The 11,122-nt window shown below is 69.7% G+C and carries 13 protein-coding genes; 9 read left to right on the top strand and 4 right to left on the bottom strand.

What is annotated here, in order from left to right; genetic code table 11:
• Nucleotides 1–143: 143 nt before the first annotated feature.
• Nucleotides 144–437, bottom strand: coding sequence for a DUF397 domain-containing protein (locus ACGFSB_RS24400; RefSeq protein ID WP_393402962.1), 294 nt, complete (start codon nt 435–437; stop codon nt 144–146).
• A complete protein-coding gene (locus ACGFSB_RS24395) occupies nt 418–1,269 on the bottom strand; it encodes a helix-turn-helix domain-containing protein (protein WP_393402959.1) in 852 nt (283 codons plus the stop codon). The genes ACGFSB_RS24400 and ACGFSB_RS24395 overlap by 20 nt, the downstream gene beginning before the upstream one ends.
• Before the next feature lie 115 nt (nt 1,270–1,384).
• Between ACGFSB_RS24395 and ACGFSB_RS24390 the strand changes: the two genes are divergently transcribed.
• Genes ACGFSB_RS24390 through ACGFSB_RS24380 form a run of 3 tightly spaced genes read left to right on the top strand, consistent with a single transcriptional unit; the run spans nt 1,385 to nt 2,862 of the window.
• Nucleotides 1,385–1,792 carry an ATP-binding protein gene (locus tag ACGFSB_RS24390; protein ID WP_393402956.1) on the top strand — a complete coding sequence of 136 codons (408 nt, stop codon included), beginning with the start codon at nt 1,385–1,387 and terminating at the stop codon, nt 1,790–1,792.
• Nucleotides 1,793–2,140: a hypothetical protein gene (locus ACGFSB_RS24385; RefSeq protein WP_393402953.1), complete on the top strand. Its 348-nt coding sequence runs from the start codon at nt 1,793–1,795 to the stop codon at nt 2,138–2,140.
• 35 nt (nt 2,141–2,175) lie between these two features.
• Entirely contained in the window at nt 2,176–2,862 is a 687-nt protein-coding gene (locus ACGFSB_RS24380) for an aspartate/glutamate racemase family protein (protein WP_393402950.1), read from the top strand.
• A gap of 135 nt (nt 2,863–2,997) precedes the next feature.
• Here the strand turns inward: ACGFSB_RS24380 and ACGFSB_RS24375 are convergent, their stop codons facing one another.
• Nucleotides 2,998–3,960, bottom strand: coding sequence for an RNA polymerase sigma factor SigF (locus tag ACGFSB_RS24375; protein WP_393402947.1), 963 nt, complete (start codon nt 3,958–3,960; stop codon nt 2,998–3,000).
• 250 nt (nt 3,961–4,210) lie between these two features.
• Between ACGFSB_RS24375 and ACGFSB_RS24370 the strand changes: the two genes are divergently transcribed.
• The 6 genes from ACGFSB_RS24370 (at nt 4,211) to ACGFSB_RS24345 (ending at nt 10,074) form a co-directional block, all read left to right on the top strand.
• Nucleotides 4,211–4,579 carry an STAS domain-containing protein gene (locus tag ACGFSB_RS24370; RefSeq protein ID WP_393402944.1) on the top strand — a complete coding sequence of 123 codons (369 nt, stop codon included), beginning with the start codon at nt 4,211–4,213 and terminating at the stop codon, nt 4,577–4,579.
• A 322-nt stretch (nt 4,580–4,901) separates the two neighbouring features.
• Complete coding sequence (locus ACGFSB_RS24365; protein ID WP_393402942.1) at nt 4,902–5,420, top strand: ATP-binding protein; 519 nt, start codon at nt 4,902–4,904, stop codon at nt 5,418–5,420.
• Between the two features lie 271 nt (nt 5,421–5,691).
• Complete coding sequence (locus ACGFSB_RS24360; protein WP_393402939.1) at nt 5,692–6,429, top strand: LPXTG cell wall anchor domain-containing protein; 738 nt, start codon at nt 5,692–5,694, stop codon at nt 6,427–6,429.
• Between the two features lie 86 nt (nt 6,430–6,515).
• Nucleotides 6,516–7,532: a hypothetical protein gene (locus tag ACGFSB_RS24355; protein WP_393402936.1), complete on the top strand. Its 1,017-nt coding sequence runs from the start codon at nt 6,516–6,518 to the stop codon at nt 7,530–7,532.
• Between the two features lie 20 nt (nt 7,533–7,552).
• Nucleotides 7,553–8,722, top strand: a complete 1,170-nt coding sequence (locus tag ACGFSB_RS24350; protein ID WP_393402933.1) for a hypothetical protein — start codon at nt 7,553–7,555, stop codon at nt 8,720–8,722.
• Nucleotides 8,722–10,074 (top strand): hypothetical protein, encoded by a 1,353-nt coding sequence (locus ACGFSB_RS24345; RefSeq protein ID WP_393403504.1) that lies wholly within the window; start codon nt 8,722–8,724, stop codon nt 10,072–10,074. The genes ACGFSB_RS24350 and ACGFSB_RS24345 overlap by 1 nt, the downstream gene beginning before the upstream one ends.
• Nucleotides 10,075–10,182: 108 nt before the next feature.
• Here the strand turns inward: ACGFSB_RS24345 and ACGFSB_RS24340 are convergent, their stop codons facing one another.
• Nucleotides 10,183–11,016 (bottom strand): alpha/beta hydrolase, encoded by an 834-nt coding sequence (locus ACGFSB_RS24340; protein WP_393402930.1) that lies wholly within the window; start codon nt 11,014–11,016, stop codon nt 10,183–10,185.
• Nucleotides 11,017–11,122: the final 106 nt, after the last annotated feature.

Below are 11,122 nucleotides of genomic sequence, written 5' to 3'. Positions count from 1 at the left end.
GGGGTGCTGGTAGGGGGCGGTTTTTTTGCGCTGTTGGGTTTTAAATAACCCCCCCCCCCCCCCCCCCGCGCGGGGGGGGCCCCCCCGGGACTTTTCTGCAAGTCATCGTGCCGCCGGTCCCCTGTGTCCGCCGGTCCCCCGTCTCAGGCGGTCAGTTCGCCCTTCGTGACGGCGGTGACGAAGGGTGCCCACGCGGTTGCCGGGATCACGAGGGCGGGCCCGTCCGTGACCTTGGAGTCCCGGACGGGGACGATGCCGGGGAGGCCGTCGGCGACCTCGACGCATTCGCCGCCATCGCCGTTGCTGTGGCTGCTCTTGCGCCAGCGGGCGGCGCCGGGGAAGCGCTCGGCGACCTCGACGCAGTCGCCGCCGGAGCCGTTGCTGTGGCTGCTCTTGCGCCAATGCGCCGAGCTCAAGTCAATCTGGCTGCTCGCCATCTCGGAAATCCTCTGCCGCTGCTTCGATCATGTCCAGGGACGCCTCGGGTGGCAATGCGGCGGCCCTGAGCAGATCGTACGACTTGCGGTAGTCCTTCACGAGCCCTGGATAGTCGATGAGTTGGCCGCTGTGGAGGCCCTCCGTGTACACCACGGGAGGGGCATCCGGGAAGGTCATGACCTTGGCCATGCCCATCATGAGTGGGTGGGCTGCTGCCGTTTCCGGAAGGATCTGCAAAACGCCCTGCGCGGACTGGATCACCGCGAGGATGTGCTTCAGCAGGTCCGACATCTGATCGCGCGGCAGAATCGGCTTGCGGATCAGCGACTCGTGCAGGATTGCCCAGAAGGCCGGAGGCTCATCCCGCTCCCATAGCGACGCGCGCTCCATACGCGCGGTGACTTGCTTCTCCACGGTGTCCGGCCGTAGCCAGGGCAGGCTGATCCGCACCACCTTCTCTGCGTACGCCCGCGTCTGAAGCAACCCGGGGACGATCATCGGAGCCCATTCCTCAATGGACTCCGCATACCGCTCCATCTCCGCGACATCCGCGAAGTACTCGGCGTGACCGCCCTGGCGGGCCTTGCGCGCATCTTCACAACGGCGTTGGAAAAAGCCGTCCGTCCCGAGTTTCTCGTCGACGTGCTGGGCCAGATCGCGCGGCATGCGCCGCTCGCCGCGCTCGATCTGGCTGAGGAAGGAGATCCCCCGGTAGCTGCCCTCGGCCAGCTGTTCGAGGGTGAGGCCCGCGGCCTCTCTTTTGAAGCGCAACTCGGCGCCATAGAAGGCCGGAACATTCGCCGACGCGTCGGGATCCTTACGAGGAGGCACAACTCACCACCGCCATTTGCCAGTTGCCCTGCGCAACCCAAACCTCTGTCACGCTACGCCGCCCCGCGCCACTGTGTGACCACTTCGTCACAGAGCGCACGGAAGGCGTACCCCCATGCAAGACCCAGTCCCCGTCCCAGTCCCCGTCCCCGCCCCCGACTTCGAACTCGACCTGCTCGCCGTCCCCAAGGCGGTCCCCGAACTCCGCCGCACCCTGAGCGAGCACCCCTACGGCCCCCACCCCGACGTGCATCTCTGCGTCAGCGAACTGCTCAGCAACGTGATCCGGCACCTCGGCGAGGGCACCCCGGTGACGGTCCGCGTCACCGGCGCGCAAGGCGGCGGCCGGGTCCGCGTGGCCGTCACCGACCCCGACCCGCGCGCCTGGCCCCTGCTCCGTCACGCGGGCGGCGATGACGAGACAGGGCGCGGTCTGGCCCTGCTGGACGCCGTCTCGTTGCGCTGGGGCGTGGAGCAGGGGCCCGACAGCAAGACCGTCTGGTGCGAGCTGGGGGAGGGGTAGGTGCCTTACCGTTTCCTCGTCGGGCTTCTGGCCCGGCTTCTCATCCGGCTCCTGCCCGGCACAGGCGCGCGCCGCGCTCGCCTCGCGGCGGAAGAGCCACCGCCCAGGTCGACGCCGACGCCGCCAAGCCCTGCCCCGCGCCCCCGAACCCTCCCCCGCAGCCCCTACGCCCGTGAGGTCACCGAGGCCCGCCCCGTCGACGTAAGCGGCATCCCTCTCACCCGCCCCTACTACCACGCCGCCGAGCACCGCCTGCTCCAGGCGGAACGGCGGCTGGCGCTTGCCCTCGCGCTGGAGGGCGTGGACTACGGCCCGGCGGTCGTTCACGGTGTGGCTCTGTCCGCCTGAAGACCGCCCCCCCGGCGGTGCGGCATCCTGGCCCCATGAAGACCATCGGCCTCATCGGCGGCATGAGCTGGGAGTCCAGCGCCGAGTACTACCGGCTGCTCAACGAGCTCGTACGCGAGCGTCTCGGTGGCCTGCACTCCGCCCGCTGCGTGCTGTACTCCGTCGACTTCGCGGAGATCGAGGAGCTGCAGGTCGCGGGGGAGTGGGAGCAGGCGGGGGAGGTGCTCGCCCGTGCCGCCAAGGGAGTTGAGGCGGCCGGCGCCGATCTTGTGCTGATCTGTACCAACACCATGCACAAGGTCGCCGACCAAGTGCAGGGCGCCCTCTCCGTGCCGCTCCTGCACCTCGCGGACGCGACCGCCGACGCGGTGCTCGCCGCGGGCGTACGCCGCGTGGGGCTGCTCGGCACCGCGTTCACCATGGAGCAGGACTTCTACCGGGAGCGGCTCACCGCACGAGGGCTGGAGGTGCTGGTGCCGGATGCGGAGGGGCGAGCGCTCGTGCATCGCGTCATCTACGAGGAGTTGTGCCTCGGGGTGGTGCGCGAGGAGTCCCGGGCGGACTATCTGGGGGTCATCGCGGGCCTGGTCACGGACGGGGCCGAGGGTGTGATCCTGGGCTGTACGGAGATCGAGCTCCTGATCTCGCAGGAGCACAGCGAGGTGCCCGTCTTCCCGACGACAAGGCTCCATGCCGAGGCGGCGGTGCGGGCGGCGCTGTAAAAACAAACCCGCCCACCCACCTGCTCACCCCGCACTGCGGGGCAAACGGGTGGGTGGGCGGGAGCGGTCCGCCGCGAAGCGGCGGTGCAGCAGTCACCCGCAAGAACGCCGAACGGCGAGCGCCGGACGGCGCGATCACTCCTCGACCGTCAGCCCCTTGCGCAGCTTGACGAGCGTCCGTGACAGCAGTCGCGAGACATGCATCTGCGAGATGCCAAGCTCATCGCCTATTTCCGACTGCGTCATATTGGCGACGAAGCGGAGCGAGAGGATCTTCCGGTCACGCGGCGGCAGTTCGGCGATCAGCGGCTTCAGCGACTCGACGTACTCGATGCCTTCGAGCCCGTGGTCCTCGTAGCCGATCCGGTCCGCGAGCGCGCCCTCGGAGTCGTCCTCCTCGGGCTGGGCGTCCAGGGAGCTCGCCGTGTAGGCGTTGGATGCCGCCATGCCTTCGACGACCTCGTCGTTGGAGATGCCCAGGCGCTCGGCGAGCTCGCCCACCGTGGGGGCGCGATCAAACTGCTGGGCGAGTTCGTCGCCCGCCTTGGCAAGGTCCAGACGAAGCTCCTGGAGGCGGCGCGGGACGCGCACCGACCAGCTGGTGTCACGGAAGAAGCGCTTGATCTCGCCGACGATGGTCGGCATCGCGAAGGTGGGGAACTCCACGCCGCGGCTGAGCTCGAAGCGGTCGATCGCCTTGATCAGGCCGATGGTGCCGACCTGGATGATGTCCTCCATGGGCTCGCTGCGGGAGCGGAACCGGGAGGCGGCGAACTTGACCAGGGCGAGGTTGAGTTCGACGAGGGTGTTTCGGACGTACGCGTACTCGTGCGTGCCCTCCTCGAGGGACTCGAGGCGTTCGAAGAGGGTCTTGGACAGAGCCCTCGCATCCAGCGGTCCCACCTCGGCGAACGGCGGGATCTCGGGCAGGTCGGACAGCCCTTCGAGGGCTTCCACCTCCGACACGGCAGCCGTCAGGTCCGGAAGGCCTTCCGGCGTGGCTTCCGTGCGGGGACCCGGGATCTCGGTCTCGATACGGTGCGGTGGGAGTGTCGACGTCGCTCGGTCAGTGCGCGATTCGTCGAGCTGGGGTGACATGGTGTCCTCCATCGTTCTCGGCATATGGCTGCCGATGCCAATACGTGCACTGCGGTGTGCGGCGCCTCCAAAGCCGTCCGTGTTGAAAACTGTCTCTTCTACCCCTACCCGTTTCCACAGGCCAGTCGCAAGTGCGGTCCGTGGGGAAATGTCCGAATTCTGGGGGATGTTCGGGTACCCGAGGCCGTACGGAAGGCGTAATGTTCAGGGGCGTCATCAACAGCCACGACGGTCGGGAGTGAGTGACGGAATGGACCGCGGGACGGTCGGCAGCGCACATCAGGGCCGACTTCGGGTCGAAGTGCGGGTAGAGGGCACGAGTGCCGTCGTGACCCCGGCGGGTGAGTTGGATCACCACACCGCCGACGTGTTGCGTGAGCCACTCGAGAACTGCCTGAATGACGGCTTCTCGCGGCTTGTCGTCGATTGCTCGAGACTGGAGTTCATGGACTCCACCGGGCTCAACGTCCTCCTCGGGGCCCGGCTCAAGGCCGAGGCCGCGGGCGGCGGAGTGCATCTGGCCGGGATGCTGCCGGTGGTGGCCCGAGTCTTCGAGATCACCGGCGCCGATGCTGTCTTCACTGTCCACGAGACGCTCGGAGCGGCGCTGGCCGACTGATCGGGCGGCCTGCTGACGGAGCGTACTCAAGAGTTACGCGTCAGTTGTCTCTATGTGATCGCCGCGTTACCAGCGTCACACGAGTCGCGTCGAATAAGTGGGTGTTCTCACGGTTCGGCCGGGCAGGAGACACCCTGGATCCGTCTTCAGAAGTCCGCCAGAGAAGTCCGCCAGCCAATCGTTCAATCGTTGCCAAATCAACAGCAGGAACGGCCAAGCAGCAGATGGTGCCTCGTCTTGTCCCGCTACTTGTCCCGCGACGGGTCCCGCTACTTGTCCAGTTCCTTGTCCAGAGTTCTCTTGTCGGTGAGGTGAAGCGCTGATGAGCACCACCCGGCCTTACTCGCCGGGCGACCGCGGCCCGGAGTCCGAGGCCGTTGTCGCGGACGCTCCCGCGGGCCAGGCCGCCGCGGCGGCCGAGGGTCGTCCGGGGCGCCAGGTTCGTAGGCTGAGCCTGAACGGCGCCAGTGGCATCGTCCCGCTCGCCAGGGACTTCGCCCGTCAGGCGCTTCAGGCGTGGGGCTGGCTGCCCGCGGCGGGCGCCGATCAGCGCGCGGCCGCGGAGGATGTCCTCCTCGTCGTGTCCGAGCTGGTGACCAACGCGTGTCTGCACGCCGAGGGCCCCGACGAGCTCTGGATCTCCTCCGACGCCAAGGTGCTGCGGATAGAGGTCTCCGACCGCGGCGCGGGCCAGCCCGCGCCCCGTACCCCGCACCGCGCCGGGCGGCCCGGCGGGCACGGGATGTTCATCGTCCAGCGGCTCTGTCTGGACTGGGGCGTCGCCCGCACCCCGGGGGTCTCGGGCAAGACGGTGTGGGCGGAGCTGAGCGCGCCCGCGTAGTGCGGGGCGGGGCCCACCCGTAGGGCCCACCCGTGCAGGGCCGGGCGCTCCGGGCCGCGCCCTATGTCCGGCCCAGGGCCGCGTTCGCGCAGTGCCCGCTCAGTTCCCCCTTGGGTTACCCACGGTTCGTATACGCGCCGGATCATCGAGATCCGGCGCGTTCTTTGTCTTCCCTCGACAGGGCCCCGGGCGTACCTTGAGCGCCCAATCTGATGTGCCGTCAGTAAATCCGCACCGCGGCACGCCACGACCGGCATGAGGGGAACTCGAGGTGTCGTACCAGAAACGAAGGGTCGCGCTCGCGCTTGCCACGGCCTTGGCCGGCGGCTCGGCGGTGCTGATGGCCGCCCCCGCCGCGCAGGCCGAGGTCCAGGACGTCAACTACCAGTGCAAGACGCCCATCGGCAACAAAGGCGCGGTATCGCCGATCGATATCAAGAGCGTCAAGAGCGGCAGCGGCTACAAACTCACCATGTCCTTCCAGAAGGGCGTCTCATCGAGCCCGGTGGAGCTGGGCAAGGGCGCGATGAAGCCCAGCGCGCTCATCAAACTGGGCGGCGCGGAGAGCGGCACGGTGCCGGTGTCCGGTGCGCCCAACGACAAGGCGATCCCCGCCAACACCCCCATCAAGATCAGCGACCTGTCGGGGACGTATACACCGAAGAAGAGCGGCAAGGTCGACTTCACCGCGGGTGTCCTGACCATCAAGGCACTCGGTACGACGACGACCTGCACCCCGTCCAACAGCCCCAAGCCCTCCCTCTCGCTCGATGTGAAGGGCTCGGGCGGCGGCAGCGGCGGCACCACGGGTGGTGGCTCCGGCGGGGCGAGTGACGACGGCGGATCGGGTGGCTCGGCCAGTGCGCCGTCCGGCGGCGACGAGCTGCCGCAGACCGGACCCGCGGACTCCGCGATCGCGCTCGGCACCCTCGGCGGCACGGTGCTGCTCGCGGGCGCGGCCGGTGCGCTCTGGCTGACCCGCAGGAACCAGGCGGCACGGTCGCGCTAGGAGCGGTCGCGCGGTGCGTGGTGTGCGGCGTCGCAGGGGCGCGGTGATCGCGCGCGTCCCTGCCCTGCCCTGATCGCCCTCCGCGCATGACGTGTACGAAGATCCAGGAGCCGCCGATGCCGTCGCTGCTGTCCGTTGCCCGTGCTCTCACCGCAGCCGTAGCCGTGGCCATAGTGCCCTTACTGGTGACGGGTGCGGCGTCGGCGACCTCGGCGCACGCCGACGACACCGGAGCGTGGTCCGTCGCGCCCTCCGCGGGAGGGGGGACGCGGCCCGCGAAGGACGGGCGGCCCTACTTCTACGTGGAGGGCACGCCAGGTTCCGTCCTCGAGGACACGGTGACGGTCACCAATCCGGGGTCGAAGCCGCGCACGGTGGAGCTGAGCGGCGCGGACGCGGACAACACGCGGGGCGGCGCGTTCTCGCTGGAGCGGGGCAGGCCGAAGGACACCGGCTCCTGGATCACCTTCGCCGAGCGCAAGGTGAAGGTGCCGCCGCGCACCCGCGCCGAGGTGCCGTTCAGCGTGAGCGTCCCCGAGGGCGCCGTGCCGGGGGACCACCCCGGAGCGGTCGTCGCGCGGGCGGGCGGCCGTGACGCCGCGGTCCGCGTGCACCTGCGGGTGAGCGGGCCCACGCTGTCCGCGCTGACGGTGGAGCAGGTGAAAGCCGAGGGCGGGCGCATCGCGTACGACATCGTCAACCGCGGCAACACCGTCCTGACCCCCAGGCTCGCGGTCCACGCGGACGGCGTCCTCGGTACGTCCCTCGACCGCGGCCCGCGCACCCTCCCGATCGAAATCCTTCCCGGCCGCAGGGTCTCTCTGACGGAACCGTGGACCGACGCCCCCGCACTCGATTCCGTCAAGGTCGAGCTGACCGTGACGGCATCGGGCGGAGCCAGGGACACGGCGACGGCATCGGCGCGCTTCGTGCCGTGGGGGGCGGTGGCGGGGGTGGGGGTCGGTCTCCTCGGCCTTGCGGCGGCGGGCTTCTGGTTCGCACGCAGACGCAGGGGGATGGCCGGGGGGCCACCACCGGACGAAGCTGAACAGGGCAGTGCGGAACGGGAGTTGGCGATAGCAGGGACGGGAGAGACGCTGTGAGTACCGGTAAACGAGGCGGCATGAAGTACACAGCCGCAGCCGCCGTACTGGCGGCACTGGCCTTCCTGCTGCTCCCGGCGCCGCTGGCACAAGCCAAGGCCACCGCCGCGGACAAGCCGACGGTCACGCTCTCCAAGGCCCAGGCAGGCAAGGGCGGTGACATCACCGTCACGGGCAAGGGCTGGCGCTCCAACGCCCTCCTGATGATGCTCATCTGCGGTCAGTCCACCCCGGCCAGAGGCGTCCCCGGCGGCACGAACTCCTGCGCCAACGCGGAGGGCCTCGCCGTCACGACGGACGGCAAGGGCACTTTCACCAAGAAGCTCCCGGTGGCCGAGCCGCCCAAGCCCTGCCCCTGTGTGGTCCACGTGGCGACGGTCACCGGGGACAAGGCGCAGGCGGACGCCCCCTTCGAGGTCGCGGGCCACCCGGTCGAACCCCTCCCCAAGCAGCAGGGCGGCGGCAGGCTCTCCGTCCTCACCGACACCAGCCTGGAAGGCTCGAGCGGCCTCCTGGCCTGGTTCGGCGCCCCGCCGTCCCGGAAGTTCGTCTTCACCGTGGGCAACGTCGGCTCGGCCCCCGTCAAGAACCCGGTCTTCGAAGTGGGCACCTCCCACGGCGTGTTTGCCCCGCAGTGGGAGGAACAGCAGTGGCGCGGCACCATCGCCCCCGGCAAGAAGGCGCAGATCAAGCTGCCGGTGGAACTCTCCGCCGGAGCGCACGGCAACTATCTGGTCTCCCTGAAGTTCGGCGGCAAGGTCCTCGCCGAGCAGCCCTGGGGTGTCGGCCGCCCCTGGGGCGTCACCGTCTTCTGGATCCTGCTCTGCGTCGTCGTGCCTGCCGCCGTCTTCCGCATCGGCATGGCGGTGGTGGACAAGCTCCGGCCCAACCGCAGGCGGGGTGGACGAGGCTCCCGCCCGGCCGGACGCCACCGCACCGGCAGGATCGCCGAACTCGCTGATCGGCTGCCGAAGTTGAGGCTGCCCCAGGGGGCGGTCGCGGCGGACGAGGCGGCCCGTACGCCGCGTACGAAACCGCCCCGTGGACCCGGCAAGGGCAGCGACGCCGCCACGAACACCACCACCCTCCCGTGGTTCACCCCTGACACAGACCCCGGCGCCGGGACCGCACCCGCCGGACAGCTCTCCGCACCGTCAGAGAACAGCCCGACGACGAAGGGAAACACGTGATCAGCACACGACGGAGAGCGGGCGCGGCCTCGGTCTCGATCCTGCTCGGCGGGGCGGGCATCCTCCTTGGCGCGGGACCCGCGCAGGCGGCCGAGGTGGCGTACAAGACGGAGTGCATTCCGCCGTCGATATCCGGGCTGCCACCCGTGCAGGGCACCACCAAGGTGGAGATCACCGCGCCGGCCACCGCGAAGGTGGGTGACGAGGTCGATGTCGTATGGAAGACGACGCAGGCCGCGTCCAAGAATCCGGACATCATCGACCTGGAGAAGGACACGGTGAAGCCGACCGGCACCATCAAGCTGGGTGGCGGTCAGACCGGTGATCTGGCGGTGGCGGGCGAGCGGGTCAATCCGCCGATCAAGAAGAACAGCCCCATGGTCCTCTCCGACATGAAGGGCACGGTGAAACTGACCAAGGCGGGCGAGGTGACACTCACCCCGGACGCGTACAACATCAACGTCAGCAAGCCGATGTCGACCGACACCAAGTGCACGCCGAAGGAGCAGGTCAAGGCGGGCGCGACCATCAAGGTGACGGAGGGCGGGGGTAGTTCGGGCGGCGGTACGGCGTCGGGCGGTGGCAGTACGTCGGGCGGCAACACCGGCGGGGACACCGCTGGTACCTCCGGCGGCGGCTCCACGGGCGGCGGCTCCACCGGAAGCGGTGGTGGCGACGGCGGCAAGACCGACTTCCCCGGGAAGGAAGTCCAGACCCCCTACAAGTGCAAGACGCCGATCGGCGACAAGGACGCCACGTCTCCCGTCCAGATCAACGCCAAGAAGGAGGGCGGGAACTACGCCCTCACGGTGGAGTTCAAGAAGTCCGTCATGGACAGTCCGGCCGACATCCCCGCGGACTCCGTGAAGCCGTCGATGGCGGTCAAGCTGGGTGGCGCGGACAAGGGCACGGTGGCGGTGGAGGGCCCCACCAACAAGGAGCCCATCAAGTCGGGTGACCCGATGACCATCCCTGACCTGACCGGCACGTACAAGCCGGGCGCCGATGGTAAGTCGACGCTTTCGCCGGGTGTCCTGACGGTCAAGGCCCTTGGTACGACGACGACTTGCACCCCGTCGAAGTCCGATGTGTCGCTCGAGATCGATACGGCGGCGCAGCCTGGCGGGGCGGCGGGCGGTTCGAGTTCAGGTTCGGCGGGCGGTGGCTCCGGCTCTGCGGGTGGTTCCGCGGGTGGCTCCTCGGCGAGCGGCGGCGGTGGTCTCGCGGAGACCGGAGCCGACGACAACGGGACCCTGCGGGCACTTGGGCTTGTCGCCGGCACGGTCATCCTGCTGGGTGGCGCGGTCTTCACGTTCCTGCCGAAGCGGCGGGGTGGCGTGCGCGTGCGCTGACGCGGCTCGGGGTGCGGGGATCTTCGGTGCGGGTCCGTTGTGGCTGGGCGCGCAGTTCCCCGCGCCCCTTAAGGGGCGCCTCTCCTCGCGCCTCTTAAGGGGCGCCCCTCACGTGTGCTTCCTCAGCCACCTCAGTACGGCCTGGGCGGTGCCCGGCCTTTTCAGGAGTACGCCGCCGTGCGCGGAGCCCGGCTCGATGCGTACCGTGACGTCCTTCATTCCCAACTCCGTTTGTGCGTGCGCGAGTTCGGTCGAGTGTGCGACCGGCACGAAGTCCGCCGCCGAGTGTGTGAGGAACATCGGCGGGTCGTCCGTACCCGAGGCGTGGGACTTGGCGGCGAGGTCTCCCCACTGCCTCCAGCACTTCTGCCCGCCCCGGTCGGGCCAGCATCCCGCGAGGCGCTCGGCCGATCGCCGCAGTCCGCGCTGTGCCGGGGAGGCCGCGGAGCTTCCGCCGTCCACCCAGGCCCGGTAGGGCGAGGCGACGGGGGAGAGTGCCACCACGGCCCGTACCCGCTTGCGCCCCGCTCCGTAGGCCCCGGCGCTGACGGCGAGATGCCCACCGGCGGACGACCCGAGCACCACGGGCCGCTCACCGGAGCGCCGCTTCACCCACCGCAGAGCCGCGAGCACGTCGTCGCGCTGTGCGGGCCAGGCCGCGTCGGATGCCAGCCGGTAGTCGGTGTCGTAGACGGTGAACCCCCGCGCCGCGAACCACCGCGCCCACCCGCTCCAGTCGGTGTCCCGCACCCAGGAGCCGCCGTGCAGGATCAGCAGCGCGGGGCGGTGGGACCCGGTCCCGTACACGGTGATCTTCTGGCGGGCATGGGTCCCGTACGAGAAGCGCTGTCCGGACGGGGAGGACTCGGGGGTCGCATCGGCGACCGCACTGGACGACAGCAGCGCCCCGCACACGGCGAGGGTCAGCAACGTACGACGCATGGCCAGATGTTCCACCGCCAGGCCCCGCCACCGGCACAGAAACGTTCCGCGTCACCGCCACGGGTTAGCGGACGATCCTCTGTTCGCGCGAGTGGACGAACGCGAG

The organism is Streptomyces sp. NPDC048441, assembly GCF_043200235.1.
Taxonomy (GTDB): domain Bacteria; phylum Actinomycetota; class Actinomycetes; order Streptomycetales; family Streptomycetaceae; genus Streptomyces.
This window is presented reverse-complemented; position numbering and strand designations above follow the sequence as displayed.

Excerpts from the sequence above, each read along its gene's own strand:
- ACGFSB_RS24400 (WP_393402962.1), bottom strand. The coding sequence starts at position 437 with ATGGCGAGCAGCCAGATTGACTTGAGCTCGGCGCATTGGCGCAAGAGC.
- ACGFSB_RS24390 (WP_393402956.1), top strand. The coding sequence starts at position 1,385 with ATGCAAGACCCAGTCCCCGTCCCAGTCCCCGTCCCCGCCCCCGACTTC.
- ACGFSB_RS24365 (WP_393402942.1), top strand. The coding sequence starts at position 4,902 with ATGAGCACCACCCGGCCTTACTCGCCGGGCGACCGCGGCCCGGAGTCC.
- ACGFSB_RS24355 (WP_393402936.1), top strand. The coding sequence starts at position 6,516 with ATGACGTGTACGAAGATCCAGGAGCCGCCGATGCCGTCGCTGCTGTCC.
- ACGFSB_RS24350 (WP_393402933.1), top strand. The coding sequence starts at position 7,553 with ATGAAGTACACAGCCGCAGCCGCCGTACTGGCGGCACTGGCCTTCCTG.
- ACGFSB_RS24340 (WP_393402930.1), bottom strand. The coding sequence starts at position 11,016 with ATGCGTCGTACGTTGCTGACCCTCGCCGTGTGCGGGGCGCTGCTGTCG.
- ACGFSB_RS24375 (WP_393402947.1), bottom strand. The coding sequence starts at position 3,960 with ATGTCACCCCAGCTCGACGAATCGCGCACTGACCGAGCGACGTCGACA.
- ACGFSB_RS24380 (WP_393402950.1), top strand. The coding sequence starts at position 2,176 with ATGAAGACCATCGGCCTCATCGGCGGCATGAGCTGGGAGTCCAGCGCC.
- ACGFSB_RS24370 (WP_393402944.1), top strand. The coding sequence starts at position 4,211 with ATGGACCGCGGGACGGTCGGCAGCGCACATCAGGGCCGACTTCGGGTC.